The 19,387-nt window shown below is 63.6% G+C and carries 20 protein-coding genes and 1 pseudogene; 10 read left to right on the forward strand and 11 right to left on the reverse strand.

Annotated features, from left to right (window positions below):
* The first annotated feature begins 171 nt into the window (after positions 1-171).
* Positions 172-858, forward strand: coding sequence for a hypothetical protein (locus tag HB778_RS06170; protein WP_183462342.1), 687 nt, complete (start codon positions 172-174; stop codon positions 856-858).
* A 39-nt stretch (positions 859-897) separates the two neighbouring features.
* On the opposite strand, the gene HB778_RS06175 is transcribed toward HB778_RS06170, so the two are convergent.
* From HB778_RS06175 to HB778_RS06190, 4 genes are all read right to left on the reverse strand, one after another.
* On the reverse strand, positions 898-2,460 hold the full coding sequence (locus HB778_RS06175) for a DHA2 family efflux MFS transporter permease subunit (RefSeq protein ID WP_183462344.1): 1,563 nt from the start codon (positions 2,458-2,460) through the stop codon (positions 898-900).
* A 7-nt stretch (positions 2,461-2,467) separates the two neighbouring features.
* On the reverse strand, positions 2,468-3,571 hold the full coding sequence (locus HB778_RS06180; RefSeq protein WP_183462346.1) for an HlyD family secretion protein: 1,104 nt from the start codon (positions 3,569-3,571) through the stop codon (positions 2,468-2,470).
* Positions 3,568-4,116, reverse strand: coding sequence for a winged helix-turn-helix transcriptional regulator (locus HB778_RS06185; RefSeq protein WP_183462348.1), 549 nt, complete (start codon positions 4,114-4,116; stop codon positions 3,568-3,570). Before HB778_RS06185 ends, HB778_RS06180 begins: the two co-directional genes overlap by 4 nt.
* Positions 4,117-4,223: 107 nt before the next feature.
* A complete protein-coding gene (locus HB778_RS06190) occupies positions 4,224-5,219 on the reverse strand; it encodes a quinone oxidoreductase family protein (RefSeq protein WP_183462350.1) in 996 nt (331 codons plus the stop codon).
* Positions 5,220-5,316: 97 nt separating this feature from the next.
* Between HB778_RS06190 and HB778_RS06195 the strand changes: the two genes are divergently transcribed.
* Both HB778_RS06195 and HB778_RS06200 read left to right on the forward strand, forming a co-directional pair.
* Positions 5,317-5,724, forward strand: coding sequence for a winged helix-turn-helix transcriptional regulator (locus tag HB778_RS06195; RefSeq protein ID WP_244661828.1), 408 nt, complete (start codon positions 5,317-5,319; stop codon positions 5,722-5,724).
* Positions 5,725-5,791: 67 nt separating this feature from the next.
* The gene (locus HB778_RS06200; RefSeq protein WP_183462355.1) at positions 5,792-6,601 is read left to right on the forward strand and encodes an MBL fold metallo-hydrolase; all 810 of its coding nucleotides are present in this window, start codon (positions 5,792-5,794) and stop codon (positions 6,599-6,601) included.
* Between the two features lie 60 nt (positions 6,602-6,661).
* Here the strand turns inward: HB778_RS06200 and HB778_RS06205 are convergent.
* Positions 6,662-7,268 (reverse strand): annotated as a pseudogene (locus HB778_RS06205) (NADPH-dependent FMN reductase).
* A 92-nt stretch (positions 7,269-7,360) separates the two neighbouring features.
* On the opposite strand from HB778_RS06205, the gene HB778_RS06210 reads away from it, so the two are divergent.
* A complete protein-coding gene (locus HB778_RS06210; RefSeq protein ID WP_183462358.1) occupies positions 7,361-7,729 on the forward strand; it encodes a winged helix-turn-helix transcriptional regulator in 369 nt (122 codons plus the stop codon).
* Positions 7,730-7,897: 168 nt separating this feature from the next.
* Here the strand turns inward: HB778_RS06210 and HB778_RS06215 are convergent, their stop codons facing one another.
* The 4 genes from HB778_RS06215 to HB778_RS06230 form a co-directional block, all read right to left on the reverse strand.
* Complete coding sequence (locus tag HB778_RS06215) at positions 7,898-8,101, reverse strand: hypothetical protein (RefSeq protein ID WP_183462360.1); 204 nt, start codon at positions 8,099-8,101, stop codon at positions 7,898-7,900.
* 134 nt (positions 8,102-8,235) lie between these two features.
* The gene (locus tag HB778_RS06220; protein ID WP_095201826.1) at positions 8,236-8,631 is read right to left on the reverse strand and encodes an acyl-CoA thioesterase; all 396 of its coding nucleotides are present in this window, start codon (positions 8,629-8,631) and stop codon (positions 8,236-8,238) included.
* 114 nt (positions 8,632-8,745) lie between these two features.
* On the reverse strand, positions 8,746-9,519 hold the full coding sequence (locus tag HB778_RS06225) for an ISAs1 family transposase (protein ID WP_244661829.1): 774 nt from the start codon (positions 9,517-9,519) through the stop codon (positions 8,746-8,748).
* A 226-nt stretch (positions 9,520-9,745) separates the two neighbouring features.
* Positions 9,746-10,687, reverse strand: a complete 942-nt coding sequence (locus HB778_RS06230) for a phosphoribosylaminoimidazolesuccinocarboxamide synthase (RefSeq protein ID WP_183462362.1) — start codon at positions 10,685-10,687, stop codon at positions 9,746-9,748.
* A gap of 206 nt (positions 10,688-10,893) precedes the next feature.
* Here HB778_RS06230 and HB778_RS06235 point away from each other — a divergent pair, with 206 nt between their 5' ends.
* From HB778_RS06235 to HB778_RS06245, 3 genes are read left to right on the forward strand one after another with little or no spacing between them, the layout of a single operon-like run.
* On the forward strand, positions 10,894-12,510 hold the full coding sequence (locus HB778_RS06235; RefSeq protein ID WP_183462364.1) for a GMC family oxidoreductase: 1,617 nt from the start codon (positions 10,894-10,896) through the stop codon (positions 12,508-12,510).
* Entirely contained in the window at positions 12,507-13,721 is a 1,215-nt protein-coding gene (locus tag HB778_RS06240) for a mandelate racemase/muconate lactonizing enzyme family protein (RefSeq protein WP_183462365.1), read from the forward strand. The genes HB778_RS06235 and HB778_RS06240 overlap by 4 nt, the downstream gene beginning before the upstream one ends.
* On the forward strand, positions 13,718-14,635 hold the full coding sequence (locus HB778_RS06245; protein ID WP_183462367.1) for an NAD(P)-dependent oxidoreductase: 918 nt from the start codon (positions 13,718-13,720) through the stop codon (positions 14,633-14,635). Before HB778_RS06240 ends, HB778_RS06245 begins: the two co-directional genes overlap by 4 nt.
* Before the next feature lie 93 nt (positions 14,636-14,728).
* On the opposite strand, the gene HB778_RS06250 is transcribed toward HB778_RS06245, so the two are convergent.
* Positions 14,729-15,667 carry a diacylglycerol/lipid kinase family protein gene (locus tag HB778_RS06250; RefSeq protein WP_183465017.1) on the reverse strand — a complete coding sequence of 313 codons (939 nt, stop codon included), beginning with the start codon at positions 15,665-15,667 and terminating at the stop codon, positions 14,729-14,731.
* Between the two features lie 741 nt (positions 15,668-16,408).
* Between HB778_RS06250 and HB778_RS06255 the strand changes: the two genes are divergently transcribed.
* Genes HB778_RS06255 through HB778_RS06265 form a run of 3 tightly spaced genes read left to right on the forward strand, consistent with a single transcriptional unit; the run spans position 16,409 to position 18,665 of the window.
* On the forward strand, positions 16,409-16,843 hold the full coding sequence (locus HB778_RS06255; RefSeq protein ID WP_183462369.1) for a hypothetical protein: 435 nt from the start codon (positions 16,409-16,411) through the stop codon (positions 16,841-16,843).
* 6 nt (positions 16,844-16,849) lie between these two features.
* On the forward strand, positions 16,850-18,193 hold the full coding sequence (locus tag HB778_RS06260; RefSeq protein WP_244661831.1) for a hypothetical protein: 1,344 nt from the start codon (positions 16,850-16,852) through the stop codon (positions 18,191-18,193).
* Positions 18,144-18,665 (forward strand): hypothetical protein, encoded by a 522-nt coding sequence (locus HB778_RS06265; protein ID WP_183462371.1) that lies wholly within the window; start codon positions 18,144-18,146, stop codon positions 18,663-18,665. The genes HB778_RS06260 and HB778_RS06265 overlap by 50 nt, the downstream gene beginning before the upstream one ends.
* Positions 18,666-18,756: 91 nt before the next feature.
* Here the strand turns inward: HB778_RS06265 and HB778_RS06270 are convergent, their stop codons facing one another.
* Positions 18,757-19,380, reverse strand: coding sequence for a hypothetical protein (locus HB778_RS06270; RefSeq protein ID WP_183462373.1), 624 nt, complete (start codon positions 19,378-19,380; stop codon positions 18,757-18,759).
* Positions 19,381-19,387 lie beyond the last annotated feature (7 nt).

Genomic DNA, 19,387 nt, shown 5'->3' on the forward strand with positions numbered 1-19,387 from the left:
GCACGCTTGCCCTCGGTCCCCACCGCGAGCGGTGCGGCGACGCGGACGCCACCATCGACACCTGTGCGGTTCAGCGCTGGGCTTGTTGGGCCGATGGTCAGCCTGTATCGTTCATGACTGTCTTGGCGGCGGCTCTCGCCTGCAAGGTCGTGCGGCCATGGGAGGCGAGCCTTGAGTTCAGTCCAGGCACAAGACGTCAAGCAGATCATTGCCTATGGCAGCGGCAAGACCGCATTGAAATACATCGCCTTCTCGGCGCTTGTTCTCGTCGTCGGGCTCATCGTCGCCTTCGGGACCAAGAACTGGCTATTGGGTCTTCCGGTGGCGGCTTTGGCCGCCGTTGTGCTTGTCTGGCAAACGAACGGATGGCTGACCGCCGAGCCATTTTTGCTGCTGTCGCCGGCCGGATTGCGCCTCAATCTCGACGGCTATGTCTTTCTCGACGTCCCCTGGCGGGAGGTGGAGGGCATTTCCTGGCTCGACATTACCTTCGAGGTTGTGAAGAGGCGATGGGGCACGTCTTGGTATCGCTGGGGCAAAGACCAGTACCGGGATGTCACCGCGCTGCAGGTTTCCGAGGCATTCATGGATGAAACCATCATGCCTCTGTGGAGGGCTGTCTACCGAAACAGCGGGGGGTCAAAGCGGTTCGGCATCGGTCTGGCGACCTTCACATTCGCCCCTAACCTCACGGCCTCGCGCCTGGGCAACATTTTCCCAGCCCAGGATGGCAAACGGTTCGTCGCGCTGCCCCACAAAGTGCTCTCCACCAACGGCGAGCAGCTTCGCGCCGAAGTCGAGGCTCGCTGGCTGGCTTTCGGCAAAAGGACCGACACCGACGCCGGCGCATCGAGATGAATCGCTGAAGAGCCGATACCCGGAAAACCCGGGCGCGCCTCAATGTGCGCCGGGAGGCAGAGGCTTCGGCGCGACGTTGCGCAGGAACGGAACGAGCGCCGTCGCGATGACGAAAGCGACCATGATCACCAGGAACGCATCGGCATAGGCCATGGTCGAAGCCTCGCGATAGGCCAGTTGCCACAGCTGCTTCAGCGCGGCGGTATGACCGTCCGCAATGGCGCCGGGCAATTGTCCGTAGCGCTGGCCGACAGTATCGACGAGCCGCATCGCGGCCTCGTTCTGTGGCGTCAGATGCGAGGCGATGGTCAGGAAATGGAAGTTGGTGCGGTCGTTGAGGATCGCGCCGCAAATGGCGATGCCGACGGCACCGCCGAGATTGCGCATCGTGTTGAACAGGCCGCTGGCATATTTCAGCCGTTCCGGCGGCAAGCTGCCAAGGCCGAGATTGACGCTTGGCGCCACCGCAAAGACCTGCGGGAAGCCGCGGAACAGTTGCGGGATCAGAAGCTCGGCCGCACCCCACTGGCTGGTGATGGCGCTAAAACTCCACATCGAGGCGCCGAAGGATGCCAGGCCGAACATCATCAGCCAGCGCGTGTCGAAGCGCTTGGCGAGAAAGATGTAGACGGGCACGCCGACCATCGAGGCGACACCGGTGGAAAACACCGCCACCCCGGTCTGAAAAGCGTCGTAGCCCCTGACATAGCCGAGGAACAGCGGCGTCAGATAGATCGTGGCGAAGATGCCGATGCCGGTGACGAAGGAGAGAAAACAGCCAATGGCGAAATTGCGGTTGCCGAAGGCGCGGAAGTCGACCACCGGCTGCGCATAGGTCAGGCTGCGGATGACGAACAGGACCATGGTGATCCCGGCAACGAAAGCGCCATTGCGGATTGTGGCATCGTCGAACCAGTTCCAGCGCGAGCCCTCTTCCAGCACGTATTCCGCGGTACCCAGGCTGACCGCCATCAGCACGATGCCGATATAGTCCGCGCCCTTCAGCAGCGACGGATCGGCCTTGTCGATCTTGACCAGCAGCGCGACGAGGACGGTGATGATGGTGCCTGGAATGACGTTGACATAGAACAGCCAGTGCCAGTTCAGCGTGTCGGTGATCCAGCCGCCGATGACCGGCCCGAGCGTCGGGGCGATCGAGGCGATGCTGCCGACCACCGCGGCGGCGTAGACCCGCCTCGGCCCCTGGAAATAGTGGAACGACGAGGTGAAGACCGTCGGGATCATCGACGCGCCCAGCAGCCCCTGCAGCGCGCGGAAGACGATCATGCTTTCGATGCTCCAGGCGAAGCCGCACAGCATGCTGGCGAGCGTGAAGCCGGCCGCCGAGATGGTGAACAGCCAGCGTGTCGAGAACACCCGGGTGAGCCAGCCCGACAGCGGGATGACGATGATTTCCGCCACCAGATAGGAGGTCTGCACCCAGCCGATCTGGTCCTGCGCCGCCGACAGGCCGCCGCCAATATCCTGCAGCGAGGAGGCGACGATCTGGATGTCGAGCAGCGCGATGAACATCCCGACGCACATCACCATGAACGGCAGGATGCTGACGAAGAAGGATTGCGGGGCGGCGCGCTCGGGCATGGCGTCCTCAGTGCGAGCCGGTATCGACCGTCACGACGGTGGACAGACCTGGCCGCAGAGCGACTTTCCGCGCCTGATCCGGGTCGATGGTGATCCGGACGGGAACGCGCTGAACGATCTTGGTGAAATTGCCGGTCGCGTTTTGCGCCGGGATCACGCTGAAGATCGCGCCGGTCGCCGGCCCCAGGCTGGTGACATGGCCCTTGAGCGGCTGGTCGGGCGCGATGTCGGTATAGACCGTCGCCGCCTGGCCGCCGGCCATGCTGCGCAGCTGGTCCTCCTTGAAATTGGCGTCGACCCACAGCCCCTTCTCCGGGACGATCGTCAGGAGGTAGCTGCCCGGCGAGACATAGGTGCCGACCTGCGCCAGCCGGTTTCCGACGAGGCCGTCGATGGGAGCGCGGATCTGCGTGAAGCCGAGATCGAGCTCAGCCGTATCGAGATCGGCCTTGGCGGCCAAAACGGCGGCGGAGGCTTCCGAGATCTGCGTGTTGAGCACATCGAGCTGTTGCCTGGCCGCTGCGAGCCCGGCGCGAGAGGCGGCAACCGACGCCTTCGCCTGGTTATCGGCGGCAAGGCTTCTCTGCGCGTCCTGCTGCGAGCCGGCCCTGGTGCTGGCCAGCACCTCATAGCGCTTCGCATCCTGGGTGGTGAACGTAGCGGCGGCACTCTTGGCCTCGAGATCGGCCTGCGCTTGTTCGATCAGCGAATTCTGCAGCGAGACCTGGGCACGGAGATTGTCGAGCGCCGATTGCTGCTGCTGGACCGAAGCCTGCGCACGCTCCACCGCCGCCTTGAACGGCCGGTCGTCGATGCGGATGATGAGCTGGCCTGCATCGACATGTTGGTTGTCCTCGACGAGGATCTCAGCGATGTGCCCGGCGACACGTGGCGCCAGCGGCGTGACATTGCCGCCGACATAGGCATCGTCGGTGGAGACGAGGAAACGGCCGGCCTGCCACCACTGAAAGCCATACCAGCCGGCGACGCCAATCGCGATCGCAGCGCCCAGCATGACGAACTGCTTGCGGCGGCTTTTGGCGGGCGCGGGGATCTGGACGACCGATGGCTGCGCGGGCTGGAGCTCGGCGGCGGAGAGAACCTTGTTCATTTGCCCCGCGCCTCTTCACGGCTTTGATTAACGTTGTCGATGAGCGGCAAGCCTGACCCCTCGCTGCTGAAGCGGTAGCGCTGCCGCATGCGATCGGTGGCCCTGGGTGCCGTCGCCATGGTGAAGCCCTCGCCGTCGAGTTCCTTGCCGCTCTCGCGGTCGACCAGCACGGGCTCGGCCCAGCGCCCGTCGGCCTTGTCCACCACGACCAGGCTCGGGCCTTCGGGCGCAAGATGCTTGTTGCCCCAGGCGAGCAGGGAGAGCAGCACTGGACGGAAATCGCGCGCCTTGGCGGTCAGCACATATTCATGGCGAAGCGGCCGTTCGCAGTAGGCGCGCTTTTCGAACAGGCCGCGCTCGACCAGGCTGTTCAGCCGGCGCGTCAGAATGTTGGGCGCGATCTCAAGGCTCTTTTGAAACTGGTCGAAGCGCGTCAGGCCCTGAAATGCGTCCCTGAGCAATAGGATGCTCCACCATTCGCCGACATCGTCAAGGCTGCGCGCGATGGGGCACGGGCGGGTTTCGAAGCTTGTTTTGGCAACCATGGCCGGAGTCTCTTTCAAAATGAAAGTGACTTATAACCGAGTTAGTTGCATTATGCAAGTCACTCAAATGCGACCGCGGAAGCTTTCGGCCGCGAGCAGTGATTGCATCATTGGCCGAGTCCGTCAGCCACCAGCACCACCTTGCCGGTCGAGCGTCGCTCGTCCAGCAGCCGGTGCGCTTCGCCGGCCTGGTCGAGCGGGAAACGGCCGCCGATTGCCACCCGCAACTGGCCGCTCGCGGCCAGTTGGAACAGCTCGGACAGGCTGGCCCGCAGCACATCCGGTGGCAGCAGCGGCAGCAACGCGAAACCCCTCAGCGACTGGTTGCGGCCGATCATGGCTTCCAGATCGGAAGCAGCGAGCCCATAGCGGCCGAGCGCCGCAAAGACCAGTTCGCCACCAGGCGCCAAAGCCTGCAGCGACAACGCCGTCAGCGCGCCGCCAACGGTGTCGTAGATGATGTCGGCGCCCGCTCCGCCTGTCAGCGTGCGGACGCGCGCGGGCCAGTCCGGCCCGGTATAGTCGATGGCCACATCAGCGCCGAGCGACAAAGCAAGCTCCATCTTGCCCGCGCCGCCGGCAGCCGCGATCACCTTGCTCGCGCCCCTCACCCTTGCAAGCTGGACAAGCAGCGATCCAACGCCACCGGCGGCGGCCGGCACCAGCACCGACTTGCCCTGAGGCGAGCTCTGGCGCAGCAGATGCAGCGCTGTCAGCCCCTGCACCATCAGCGCTGTCGCGTCTTCGAACGAGACGTCATCCGGCAGCGGCACGGCGAGATCGGCCGATATCACCACCTGCTCGGCATACCCGCCATAAGGACGCTGCGAGGCAAACAGCGGTGCCGCGACACGCCTCCCCAGCAGCGCCGCATCCACCCCTTGCCCGACCGCTTCCACGACGCCCGCCACTTCCACGCCGGGAAACATCGGCAGTTGCGGCGTCACCGCGTAACGGTCCGCGCGCATCAGCACCTCGAAGAAGTTTATTCCCGCCGCGTGAACGCGGATCAGTACCTCGCCGGCCTGTGGCACCAGCGCCGGCAGCTCGACGACCTCGAGCACCTCGGGACCGCCGAAGCGGCTGAATTGAACGGCTTTCATGGCAAGCTCCGATCGCACTGGCATCGGCGGTGGTTTGCCACTATCTGCGAAGCCGCGACTACACACTCATTTCTCCCCTGCTGACCAGGAGGTGACCATGGCCGGCTCGCCCACGAAAATGCCGATCAAGAGATTGCCGATGCTGCCGGCTGAGCGGGCGCTGAAAGTGATCGCCGGGCGCTGGAAGGCGGTCATTCTCTACCACCTCTTCGATGGTCCAAGGCGGCTGTCGGCGCTGAAGACGATGATGCCAGGCATCACCCAGAAAGTGCTGATCCAGCAGCTGCGCGAAATGGAGGAGCACGGCCTCGTCAGCCGCGAGATCTTCGCCGAAGTCCCCGCCCGCGTCGAATATTCGGCGACCAGCCTGGGCCTCAGCCTCGAGCCGATCCTGCTGGCACTTTGCCAGTGGGGCCAGCACCACGCCGACGAGCTGAACGAGAAGCATCGCCTCGCCGACTGCATTATCCGGCCGAGGCAGGCGCAGCACGCACAGATGGCCTAAATCGAATGGCATGATGGGTTGCCGACGCCGGCTGCCCGTCTCAGATGTTGACAGAACGGAACGGCAAATGCACCGCACAGCTTCGGGCGAACTTCATTGGACCTACACTCTTGGTGAGCTGCGCATCACCGCCTTGCGCGATGGCTATGTCGACATGCCGGTCAGGCGGCTTCGGCAAGACGGCGACAAGCCGTTTGGCGATGACTTGCCGCCACAAGTCCCGTTGTTTGGCGGTCAACTCAGGCTCTCCGTCAACGCCTTCGCGATTGACGATGGAGACGAGATCATCTTGATCGATACCGGCGCCGCGAATGCCTGGCACCCGACCATGGGCCGGCTTCCCCAGGCGCTGGACGAAGCCGGCATCGATGTCGAAAAAGTCCGCACCGTCTGCTTCACCCATACGCATCTCGACCACATCCAGGGTCTTGTGCTCGCCGACGGCCGGGATGCTTTCCCGCGCCTGGCGCGCTTGCTCGTTCCCAGGCAGGAACTCGGCCTCTTCCGCACCGAAGCACGGCTGAAGCGATTTCACGACATGGCGGAACCATTCGAAGCTGGAGACCGTCTCGGGACATATGTCGACATGATCGGCGCTCACGGCCATGAAGTGGGTCACAGCTGCTTTCGCGCTTCGAGCGGCGGCGAGAGCATCTTGATCTGGGGCGATACCGTTCACGTCCCGTCGCTTCAGTTCGATCGGCCCGAGGTGACGTGGGAATTCGACACGGATCAGGACAAGGCGCGCGAGAGCCGGTTGCGGCTGCTGACGCTTGCGGCGGAGGATCACTGTTTCGTTGCCGGCGCGCATCTGGATTCGCCCGGCATTGGCCGTGTCGTCCGCTCCGGCGGCGGCTTTCGATTTGAGCCGCTATAACTAGAAAGGGCGGCGCAAGCGCCGCCCCACATCCCTTGGGAGGATAATCTCAAAAGGCGATCAGGCTGCCTTGACTTCCTCGGCAAGCACGTCGGCATCGCGGGCCTTCTTCAGCGCCTTTGCCCACCAGGCGACGTCGTTGACCAGCGCGGTGGCCGCCTGGTTCAGGTGCTCGAGGTCTTCCAGCTTCTTCTCGCCCTGGCGGACGGCAAGGAAGTCGCCCCAGGCGATATGAACAGCCGACTTGACCGGCGCCATCTGCAGCTCGACGGCATGGAGGCGGAGCTGCTCGACGGCGCGGGCGCCACCGACGCTGCCATAGCCGACGAAGCCGGCCGGCTTCTTGTTCCATTCATTGGCGGCGTAGTCGATGGCGTTCTTCAGCACGGCCGTCGGGCCGTGATTGTATTCGGCGGCGGTGAAGATGAAGCCGTCATATTCGGCGACCTTCTTCTGCCAGCGCTGCGCCACTTCGTTGGTCGACGGCACCCAGGCGGGAAGAGGCGACTTCGTCGAAGAAGGGCAGCGGGAAGTCCCTGAGGTCGACGACCTCGACATCGATATCGGCATGCGACTTGGCGATCTTGGCGATCCATTGGGTCGGGGTATCGGCGAAGCGCGCGGCGCGCGTCGAACCGACGATGATGGCGATTTTCGGCTTTGACATGGGGGGCTCTCCATTCCAGTAAAAAGCTGGTATCGTTTAGATACCGGCGCTATATGAGATACTGTCAACTGCCGACGCAAGGGGGCACCGTTTTGTTACTGAGGCACCCGCACAACACCGAAGACTGCCGCGCGATTTCGGAAATCCTGCAGCGCGTCGGCGACAAATGGACCGTGCTCGTGGTCGGCAAGCTGGGCGGCGGACCGCTGCGTTTCAACGAGTTGCGCGCGGCTGTCGGCGGCATCTCGCAGAAGATGCTGACCACCACCTTGCGCGGGCTTGAACGCGATGGTTTCGTCACCCGCACCGTGTTCCCGACCATTCCGCCGCGTGTCGATTATGAGCTGACTGAACTGGGTCACGAACTGTTGATCCCGGTCAGCGCGCTTGGCGAATGGGCGCGCAGAAACACGCAGCGTGTGCGCGAGGCACGCGAAAAATTCGACGGCATGCACGGCTGAAACCCTTGCACGGCAAGGGATCCGAAGTTTTGCGTTGCGTGAAATTGCCTGGCGGCAGGGAATTCGTGACCCTCTAGACGCAGCTTGGCAGCTTTGTCCTATGGCGCAGGGAGCAGACCAGCACGCAGGCTACTTTGACGACGACGATCGCGAACCAAAGGCAGCCATTCAGCTTCTCGGCGCCAGGCCATCGCAGGGCGTCGTGCCGCAGGGCGTGCATGTCACGGCCGGCTTGCGGTCACCCTTGCCGCCTTGCAAGCAAATCGTGTGCGGAAGGTCGTTCTTGACTTCGGCATAGGCGGTGACGCCGAGCAGGCAGACCAAGGCGACAAGGGCTGCCACGAGCCAGCTGTTCAGCAAGTGTTGACGCATTGTCTCTCCCCCGACGCCGGCACAATCGGGCGTGAAGGCAACCATTGGATGTCGCGCAACGCATCGCCCGCGCGGGCGATGTTACAATTGCTCTTGGACTGCAAGAACGGGGGATTGCGAGAACCGGGCTTTCGTCAACCTTCGGCCGGAACTGCCTTCGGCTTGCCTTCGCCGTCCAGCGCCACCATGACGAAATCGGCGTGGGTCACCTTTTCCATCAGGTCGGAGAGATAGCGCTGCGCCCAGGCTTCGACCTTCAGCGTCATCGAGGTGCGGCCGACGCGTTCGACATGGGTGTAGATGCACAGCGTGTCACCGATCTTCATCGGTTTGGCGAAGGACATCTCCTTGACCGCCGCCGTCACCACGCGGCCCCGGGCCCGCTCGGCGGCGCGGATGCCGCAGGCAAGGTCCATCTGCGCCATGACCCAGCCGCCAAAAATGTCGCCTGCGGCATTGGCGTCCGAAGGCATGGCCAGCGTGCGCAGCGTCAGGTCTCCGATCGGCCGTCCGTCCGCGTATTGCACCATGCGAGAAATCCTTGTGAGATGATGGTCATCGACCCCCTATCGCCGCTGCAGGAACAGGTCAACGCGCCACAGCTGCTTTTTCCTCGCCTCCATGGGCCATAGGCTAGCCCGGCATTAGCCCGCTTGTGCCTGATTTTCAGCGGCTTCGGGTTTTGGAGCGGGCTTCCCCCAACTCCGTCGCTGCTTCGCAGCGCCACCTCTCCCCTCCGGAGCGCGGCCATGGCTGGTCTCGGTCCGCTCAGTGACGGCGGGAGTGGTCTGGGCCAGTTGTTGATTGGCCCGAGCCAACCAATGCCGGCGGTTTCCCTTGAGTGCGAGCAGATAGTCGCCGCCGCGCTGAATGATGGCCTTGGCCATGCGCGTGTGGCAGTGGAGGGCATCGGCCGTGACCAATCGGCCAGTAAGATCAATGAGTTCGACGACCTTGAGGGCAGCCTCGACCTCATTGTCTTCGTCGCCGGGCGAGACCGCCGCCAAACACAGCCGCGTCTGGCTGGCAAAGGCCGACACCGTCAGGGGCGGGCTGGCCGCAAGGCCTTTCTCATAGGCCCGCCGCAGCGCCTTGCCATCAAGTGCGACCACACCCTGACGTGCCTGGGCAAAGCCTGCGGCAAAGGCGGCGAACGCCCGTCCCAAGGCCTCCGGATCGAGCAGGCGCAACAGCCGCGAGAAGGTGTCGTGGCTAGGCGCCTCCTCATAGTCGATCAAGCGCGACAGCGCCTGTTTGCGCTCTTGCGCGAACAACGAAAACTCCGTTGCGCTGGTCGCGCCACACAGGCTCGCAGCGATCATCATCACGATCAGGTCGCCAAGCCGATGTGTGGCGTTGGCCGCGCGCGGATCAGGCACCGTACCGAAATAGCTCTCAAGGCTGGTAATGGCAGTCACTCCTCGCTGGACTGCCTTCCCAAAGAATCCCTTCTCAAACCAACTTCAAGCCCAAAATCGCCATATGCGATTCCCCTGCCCTCCGGAGGGAGAGGAAGGCACCAGTCCGGCCAAGCTCGCGCCCTTCCTCTACCCCGTCGATCGGGGAGAGGTGGCGAGCGAAGCTCGACGGAGTGGGGGTCGACTGCGCGGCGCAAGACCAGGCGCCAGCTGAGAGGCGCACCTCTCAAAAATAACCTGCAAGGTTAGCTCGGATGCGGTCCAGCACAGTGCCACCGGACAGGTCCGGCATAAACGCCTTGCCCGTAATCGCCTCGTAAGCCTGCGCATAGATGCCCGAGGCCTGCTCGACGATCTCGTCCGGTATCCTGGGGATCGGGTCCTTGTAGGGATCGCAACGTGCCGCCACCCATGAGCGGATGAAATCCTTGTCGAAACTCTCCGGCCGCGTGCCGCTTGTGAGCGCCTGTTCGTAGCTCGCCGCGATCCAGTACCGGCTGGAGTCCGGCGTATGGATTTCGTCGGCCAGGATGATCGTCCCGTTCCTGTCGGTGCCGAATTCGTACTTCGTGTCGGCGAGGATCAGGCCGCGCTGGGCGGCGCGCGCCTGGCCGCGGGCGAACAGCCTCAAGGCATAGTCCGAGACGGTGTCCCACTGCGCCTGCGTGAGCAGTCCCTGCTCGATGATTTCTGCCCTCGACAGCGGTTCGTCATGGGCGCCATCCGCCGCCTTGCTCGTCGGCGTGATGACCGGCGCGGCCAGCTTCTCATTGTCGCGCAGCCCGTCCGGCAGGCGCATGCCGTACATGTCACGCTCTCCGCGCTTGTAGCGAGTCAAGATCGAGGTGCTGGTGGTGCCGGCGAGATAACCGCGCACGACGATCTCGACCGGCAGGATGTCGAGCCTTGTCCCGACGACGACATTTGGGTCGGGATATTCGAGCACATGGTTCGGGCAGATATCGGCGGTTTCCTCGAACCAGTAGCGTGCCGTCTGGGTGAGGATCTCGCCCTTGAACGGGATCGAGGTCAGGATGATGTCGAAGGCGCTGAGACGGTCGGTGGCGATGATGATGCGCCGGCCGTCGGCCAGGTCGTAATTTTCGCGGACCTTGCCCTTGTAGTGGCCCGGCAGCTCGGGAATGAAGGCATCCGACAGGGTCCGCATATGATTTCCCGACTTCCTCGGATTGGCTGATGCCATCGCATAAGCCGTCGACCCCATGCATATCAAGCGCGATTGTCGGGTTTTCCCGCAACTCTGGCCAAATACGACAGTCGCTTTTTTCACAACCGATGCCGGAAGGCCCGGCGACGCGGCGAACCCGTCGCGTCTAGGCTGCGGCCAGTTTTCCGGAGCCGCCAATACCCATCATGCAGACTTATGACTTCATCATCGTCGGCTCCGGCTCGGCCGGCTCGGTGCTCGCCGACAGACTGTCGGCCTCGGGCCGCTTCTCGGTGCTGGTGCTGGAGGCCGGCGGCACGGACCGGCGCTTCTACGTGCAGATGCCGCTTGGCTACGGCAAGACCTTCTTCGATCCCGCGGTCAACTGGAACTACAAGACGGAAGCCGATCCCGGTCTTGACGGCAATGTCGACCACTGGCCGCGCGGCAAGCTGCTCGGCGGCTCGAGCTCGATCAACGCCATGGTCTGGATCCGGGGCGCGCGCGAGGATTTCGACGACTGGCGCGCCGCCGGCAATCCCGGCTGGGGCTATGACGATCTGCTGCCGGCCTTCAAGGCGCTCGAGGACAATGAGGCCGGCGCCGACAAATGGCGCGGCACCGGCGGTCCCCTGCACATCAGTGAAACGGCGAACGCCGTCCACCCGCTGACCAAACACTATCTCGCCGCCGGCCAGCAGGCCGGCCTGCCGCTCAACCCCGATTTCAACGGCGCGGCCCAGGAAGGCGTCGGCACCTACCAGATCTCGACCAAGAACGGCCGCCGCATGTCCGCCGCCCGCGCCTTCCTGCGCCCGGCGATGAAGCGCGGCAATGTCCGCGTCGAGACCAATGCGCTGGCCAGCCGCATCCTGTTCGAGGGCAAACGCGCCGTCGGCATCGAGTATCTGCAGAACGGCCAGACGAAGACGGCGCGTGCCGGCCGCGAAATCATCCTCTCAGCCGGCTCGATCAACTCGCCACAGCTGCTGCAATTGTCCGGCGTCGGCCCCTCGGCACTCTTGAAAGGACTGGGCATCCCCCTCGTCCACGCCAGCGAGAATGTCGGCGCCAATCTGCAGGACCATGTCGGCATCAACTACACCTTCAAGGGCAAGGTGCCGACGCTGAACCAGATCCTGCGTCCTTGGTGGGGCAAGCTGCTGGTCGGCATGCAGTACATCCTGACGCGCTCGGGTCCGCTGTCGCTGTCGATGAACCATGGCGGCGGTTTCTTTCGCACCGACCCGGCGTTCTCGCGCCCCAACATGCAGCTCTATTTCCAGGCCTTCTCGACCGTCATCCCGAAAAGCGGCGAGCGGCCGATCCTGACGCCGGATCCGTGGCCCGGCTTCTCCATCGGCCTGTCCAACTGCCGTCCGTCGAGCCGTGGCGAGATCATGATCCGCTCCAGCAATCCGCTGGACTATCCGAAAATCGTCGCCAACGCCTATTCCACCAATGCCGATGTCGAGGAGATGCTGGCGGCGGTGAAGTTCGTGCGCAAGATCGCCTCGATGCCGGCGATGGCGGAAATCATCAGGGAAGAAGTCCTGCCCGGCCCGTCGATCCAATCGAACGCTGACCTGATCACCGATTTCAGGAAACGTTCCGGCACCGTCTATCACCCGGTTTCGACCTGCCGCATGGGGCCTGATCCCACGCGCGCCGTCGTCGATCCGCGCCTGAAAGTGCACGGGCTTGAAGGCTTGCGCGTCATCGACGCCTCGATCTTTCCCGATAACATCACCGGCAACACCAACGCCGCCTCGATCATGACCGGGTGGAAGGGCGCCGAACTGGTTCTGGAGGACCAAAAATGAAGATCACCGACGTCAAGACCTGGGTTGTCGGCAACCCGCCGCCAGGCATCGGCGGCAAATATTTCATCTTCGTCAAGCTGACCACCGATGGCGGCGTGGTCGGCTACGGCGAAGCCTACAACGCCACCTTCTCCGCCCATGTCACGGCCAAGCTGGTCGAAGATATGGCCGAGCGTTATCTGATCGGCCACGATCCGCACGACATCGAAAACTTCTTCCGCCGCGCCTATTCCTCGGGCTTCACCCAGCGCCCCGACGTGACCGGCATGGGCTGCTTCTCGGCGCTCGAAATGGCCTGCTGGGACATTATCGGCAAGGAAGCCAACAAGCCGGTCTACAAATTGCTCGGCGGCCAGGTGCATGAGACGCTGCGCTCCTACACCTATCTTTATCCGCACACAGGCAGTGTCCATTCCGAGGACGCGCCGGATGGCAGGAACGTCTACAACGACCCTGAAATGGCGGCGGCCTGTGCGCTCGAATATGTCGAGCAGGGCTTCAATGCGGTCAAGCTCGACCCGGCCGGTCCCTATACCGCCTTCGACGGCCACCAGCCGCGCCTCATCGACATCGACGTCTCCACCCGCATGATCAAGGCGATCCGCGAGGCGGTCGGCACCCGCGCCGACATTTTGTTCGGTACGCATGGCCAGTTCACCGCCTCGGGCGCGCTGCGTATGGCCCGCGCCATCGAGCCCTATGATCCCTTGTGGTTCGAGGAGCCGGTGCCGCCCGACATGCCGGAGGTTATGGCCCAAGTCGCTCGCGCGACCTCGATCCCGATCGCCACCGGCGAGCGGCTGACGACCAAGTTCGAATTCGCCCGCGTTATCGAAAACCGCGCCGCGACCATCCTGCAGCCGGACCTTGGCCGTTCCGGCGGTATCCTCGAAACCAAGAAGATCGCGGCGATGGCCGAGGCCTACCACATCCAGATCGCGCCGCATTGCTACTGCGGGCCGATCGTCGGTGCCGCCAACATTCAGCTGGCGGTGACACTGCCCAATTTCCTGATCCTGGAATCGCTGAAGCAGTGGGACGGTTTCCACGCCACGCTCCTGAAGAAGAAGATCGAGTGGCAGGACGGCAATGTCATCCCGTCGAAGGAGCCGGGGCTGGGCGTCGAACTCAACGAAGCGGTCTGCGATGCGCATCCCTATACCGGCAAGGATTTGCACCTGCAGATGATGCAGACACCGTTGATGCCGTGAGCGAACGCTACGCCTTCATCGGCCTCGGCCATCTCGGCGGCAACCTTGCCGCCAGCCTGATCCGCAACGGCTTTGCGGTCACGGTCTTCGACCGCGACCCGGCTGCCGTCGAGCGTCTCGTTGCGCTCGGCGCCACCGCCGCCGACAGCCCGGCCGAGGCAGCGGCGCGGGCGGGCAATGCCATCTCTTGCCTGCCCTCGCCCAAGGTCAGCGAGGCGGTGCTTGCCGGGCCCGGCGGGTTGCTCGAAGGCCTGCCCAAGGGCGGCACCTGGATCGAGATGTCGACCAATGGCCGCGACGAGATTGTTCGCCTTGCCGCCCTCGCCTCGGCCAAGGGCGTCGAGACATTGGAATGCCCGGTCACCGGCGGCGTGCATCTGGCGGCAGCGGGAAAAATCACCGCTCTGGTCGGCGGCGATGCCGTGCTTTACGAACGCCATCGACCTGCCATCGAAGCGATGTGCGCACGCTCCTTCCTGATGGGGCCGATCGGCTCGGCGGCGGTGATCAAGGTCATCACCAACATGCTGGCCTTCATCCATCTCGTCGCCGCTGGTGAGGCGCTGATGCTGGCCAAACAGGGTGGGCTCGACCTTGCCCAATCCTACCATGCCATCGTTGCCTCCTCCGGCAACAGCTTCGTTCACGAGACCGAAAGCCAGCTCGTCCTCAACGGCTCCTACGACATCGGCTTCACCATGGACCTGGCGCTGAAGGACCTCGGCTTCGCGCTGGGCATGGGCAAGGATTTCGGCGTGCCACTCGACCTCGCCACGCGCGTCAACACGATTTTCGAGCAGGGCAAGGCGGCCTATGGCGGCGGCGCCTGGTCGACCCAGATCGTCAAATTGCTCGAGGATGCGGTCGGCACCGATCTGCGTGCGCCCGGCTTCCCGCCCAAATTGGAAATCTGACCCACAGCCGGAAAAGCAAGCAATTTCATCTGCTTGAATAGATAGCCGGATTCAGTTCCGCAAACAGTTGAATCAATCTGGCAACGCCTTGATTCAATATCTGAGCGTCAGTGCGCCGGGCAGGATCTCGAACGTCGCCGGTATGCGCCCTGGCGACTCACCGTCTATGTCGACCAGCGCGCCGTTCTTTTCCACATCGCCGAGCGGTTCGACAACCACTTTCTTGCCGCGCAGGATAGTGATCGCCGGATGGTTGCGGTGCCGGCCGCCATAGAGCAGGCGGATGTCCCAGATCAGCTTCAGCTTGCCTGCTGCCCGCAGGATGACGATGTCGAACTCCCCGTCGGTCAGTTCGGCATCGGGCGCAATCATCATGCCGCCGCCGAAGAACTTGCCGTTGGCCACCGCCACCAGCGCCATGCGCGCCTCGACCGGTGCGCCGTCGTCGACGGTGATCCGCACGTCCTGGAAGCGGTAGCGGGTGAATTCGACCACGGTGCGCCACAGGAACAGCGCCTTGGCCGACATCTTGCCCTTACGCTTGTCGGCATTGACGGCGCGGTCGGTGGCGCCCGACAGGCCGAGGCTGGCGATGTTGATGAAGTGACGGCTGGCCAGCGCGCCATGGTCGTCGATGTAGCAGATGCGGCCGGCATCGACCTTGCGCCCCTTCGCCGCGGCGATCCGCTTCAAGGTCGCGTCCACCGCCTTCGGCAGGCCGAGACCGCGTGCGAAATCGATGCCGGTGCCGCATGGCAGCAGGCCAAGCTCGGTCGTCTTGCCGCTCTCTTCGGACGCCTGCAGCAGCCCGTCGGCCACTTCGCTCGCCGTGCCGTCACCGCCCGCCGCGATCACCAGATCGTAGCCGCTGGCCGCGAGGTCGATTGCCAGCCGTTCGGCATCGCCCTCGGCTTGCGTCTCGCGCAACTCGAAATCGCCGAAGTGCTTCTTCAGCGAAGCGGCGACATCAGGCCAATGCCGCTTAAGCCCGCCGCCCCCGGCTATCGGATTGAGAACCACCCCGACTTTCAAATACTCGCCCTCCCCGGCGCCGGACATCCATGTCCGATCGTTTGCCGGCATTGAAGCCCGCGCCAGTCGGCGGAGCAAGGGGCGTGTCGGTCGGAGCACCAAAAAGCGAGGGCAGGCTGTCTAAGGCAGCCAACGTCGAAATTCCGGGGTCTTGGCAAACGGTCCCCGATAATCCCGCTATCCACAGGCCTGGGGCCATTCCCCAGGACCCTTACCCGGCGTACGTTGAACCCATCTCAGGCGGCCACTGATCGCCAAGCCGAAAGGCGAAAGTGAAAGGCGGATTTCCTGAGGCCCGTACGGCCCGAAGCGAGAACAGGCTTGCCTGTTTCGAGGGACGGTAGCCGAGACCTACGGGGCCGCGGAAAGCGTGCCAACGCCGACGGCGGACCGATGCTGCCATGAAGGACGGCAAAAACCTTCGATGGCACGCAGGGCAAAGCCCGCAAGGGCCAAGACCAGCGTGGTCTGGAACGGACACTGTCTTCGGGTGGTGGCTGGCAGGACCGTCAAAATCAAGGCCGGCATGGCGCGACGACTTAACGGAAGTTGCTGCCGCGACCGTGTCCTGATCTGACAGGGAGGCGCTGGGAGAAATCCCGGCGCCGACTGTCTTTTGGACCCCTTGATGTGCTTTGCCGGCGATCTTGTGCGTGCCGCTTCACCGCGCGCTAAAATCGGTTAGTATCCCAGCGTCGTCAGAGTCCGTTTGCGAATGGGCTCGTAGAAGGGGGATACTTCATGACGCTGATCCAGAAGCTTGCGGTTGCCTATGCTTTCCTGTTCTTCGGCGTCGTCGCCATCGGCTACATACCGGCGTTCAACGATGCCAACGGCAATCTGTTCGGCCTCTTCTCATTGCAATGGTATGACGACCTGCTGCACGCCTTCTCCGGCCTCTGGGCGCTGGCCGCCGCCTTCATCTCGCACCGCCTGGCGGTTTTCTATTTCAAGCTGTTCGGCTCGGTCTATCTGTTCGACGGCGTGCTCGGGCTGATCACCGGCTCCGGCTGTCTCGATGCCGGCATCTTCATCAACGGCTTCCGCTCCCTCAGCGACATCGAGTTCCCCGCCCGCTTCTTCGCCAACCTGCCGCACATCGTCATTGGCGGCTTCGCCGTCTATGTCGGCTTCTGGCTGTCAAAGCGCGTAGACGACCACTTCGCCACGGCCTGACCGGCCATGTTCCTGTTCCGCTGGCTGAAGCGCCTCATCAAGACGATCGTCTGGCTGATCGTCATCGTCATCCTCATCCCGGTCGTCGGGCTGAGCTATGGCTTCCTGACGACGCCGTCGCTCGACAAGACGCCGCTGCCCGGCATTGCCGATGGCGCACCGCCCAAGGCGCTGGCTGACAAGGTCCGCGCCGAAATCCCCGGCTACCAAAGGCCGGAGGAATCGACCTTCCTCACCTACCCCGAATGGGCGATCGTCTATGCCGCGCGCGAATATGCCGGCTTCGTCGCCAAGGACCAGCCGAGCAGCTTTCCCTACTGGTCCTATGTCGGCCGCTTCTGGCAGGACTACGCGACGGTGATCCGCGCCAGTTCCCCCTACAAGTTCAACTATGCCAACCACCAGATGCTGGTCATCATCGGCACCAGCCACTCGATCGAGCACATCCTGCAATGGGCCTATGAGAACACGGTCGGCCGCATCACCGAGGCGACATCGGCCAAGCGCACCGCCGCCGACATTTACCAGGCCAAGGTGGCGGCCGATTACGCCGCCTTCCTCGACCAGGTGCCGTGGTACCAGTTCCCCTATGGCGAGAAACGCGCCGGCCTGTTTGCCGTGCAGCCGGCGCCGGGCGACAGTTCCGTCCGCACCAGCGAGCGCAAGCTCGCTTTCGGTCTGGCCGACACCATCAAGCAGGGCTATGCCGATCTGATCAAGAAGGCGCTCGCCGCCACCTCCGATCCGGCCTTGCTCGACATCCATGTCTGGGCCAAGGGCCCGGTCGGCGAAGCCACCCGCAACGAGCCCGACACCTTGCTGGAACGCGATTACGGCGCAGACGGCACCATCTTCGTCACCAAGCGCTATCAGGTGTTCACCGACATGATCCCGCGCCTGATCGACAAGGGCGTCTCCTTCGTCGAGATCGGCGGCAATGACGAGATCATGATGACCGTGCTCTCGACCGACCTCGATCGCCGTTCCCGAAGGCATGCGCATCCTGTTCAGCTATCCGCTGCCGGCGGAAACCTCGACGCGCCGCACCGGCATGGTCGTGGCCGTGCGCAAGCTGCATCTGGTGCTGCCGTCGCTGGTGAAAGCTGGCGCAAAACTCGAACACGTCTACGACTATTGATGCCTTTCGGCCACGCCTGCCCAGGATCAGGCGTGCCGCCATGCTCATTCCACAATCGCGGCCAAATCCCGCCTTGTTCGCGCGCGATGGAATGGTGCATGTTGCCTGAAGGGCGACATGCACCTGAATGGGCTGCCGGGGGCATCTCGGAGGGACAGGACCGTGATCAAGACCGCCCTTGTCGCCATGACCATTGTCGGCTGCGACTGTGACGCCAAGCTGTGCGAATATATCGGCGAGACGCCGGCCAAGTGGTCGACCATCGCCGAGTGCGAAGCCGCGATGAAGAGCCAGATCCTGCATCAGCGCAATTTCAACTATCCGCTGGTCTCCGGCATCTGCCGCACCAAGGGTTCGTCGTCCTCTTCGCAACTGGCCGCCACCGCATCCCGCCCGGAACTGAAGCCCGCCAGCAGGATCGTGCGGACGGAAAGCCCGTTGCCGCCGGAACTGAGCCACCGGCCAAGCGTGCCCGTCGGCTCGCCGACGACGACCGTCGACGCGGACGCTGCCCGGCCGGTGGCCTATGAACAGGTGGTCGATGGCGGCACCGGCGTGCTCTACCGCACCAAGAACGGCTATGCCGTGGTCAAGACCGATCTCGGCCGCGCCGCTTCCGCGACCGCCGACGCGGCAAAGCGTTCGGTGAACTGGCTGGCTGGCCTGGTGCCGACGGGGCTTTAGAGCAATTCCAGGAAAAAAGTGTGAAACGGTTTTCCCGGGAAAAAGCGCGCAGCGCTTTCCCTTGGGAATTGCGTCAAAACAACCAGCCCGCCTACATCTTGACCTTCAGCTTCTCCCAGAACTTGTCGATCAGCGGCTGTTCGGTGGCCAGGTCCCCGCTGCCGACGCGCGTGATGAACAACAGCCCCTGATCGGCAAGGCCGTAGCCGACGATCTCGAAATACGCGGTCTCAGTGCGCGTCTTCACCTCGGCACGGATGCCGGTCAACTCCTTGCCGTCGGCGAGCTTGCGCGTCGTCGGTTGCTGCGTCAGTTCGGCACCGGCCTGCACCGATTCCCTAGTCATCTCCTGCAGCATCAGCTGGTTGAGCGACACCGGGTTCATCTTGCCATATTCCTGCACGACAACGATCGTGCCGAGCGCCGAAGCCATCAGATATTGCGTGATGTTCTCGCCGAGATCGGTCTTGGTCACCGAAAAGTTGCTTGGATGGACGAAGGAGAAACTGTCGCCGGAAAAGGTGGCGAAGTCGTTGCGTTGCAGCGTCACCTTGCTCTGTTTTCCGCCAGGCAGCGTCACCGTTGTGCTCTCGCCGGGATCGATGTCGACGGCCACACCGTCGATCGTCAATTTGAACGCCTTGAGGTCCTCGGCTCCGGCCGGTCCAGCGCACAGCGCGATGAGTGTGAGGGCTGCCGCCGATACCATCCGCATCGATTTG

This window comes from Mesorhizobium huakuii (genome assembly GCF_014189455.1).
Taxonomy (GTDB): domain Bacteria; phylum Pseudomonadota; class Alphaproteobacteria; order Rhizobiales; family Rhizobiaceae; genus Mesorhizobium; species Mesorhizobium huakuii_A.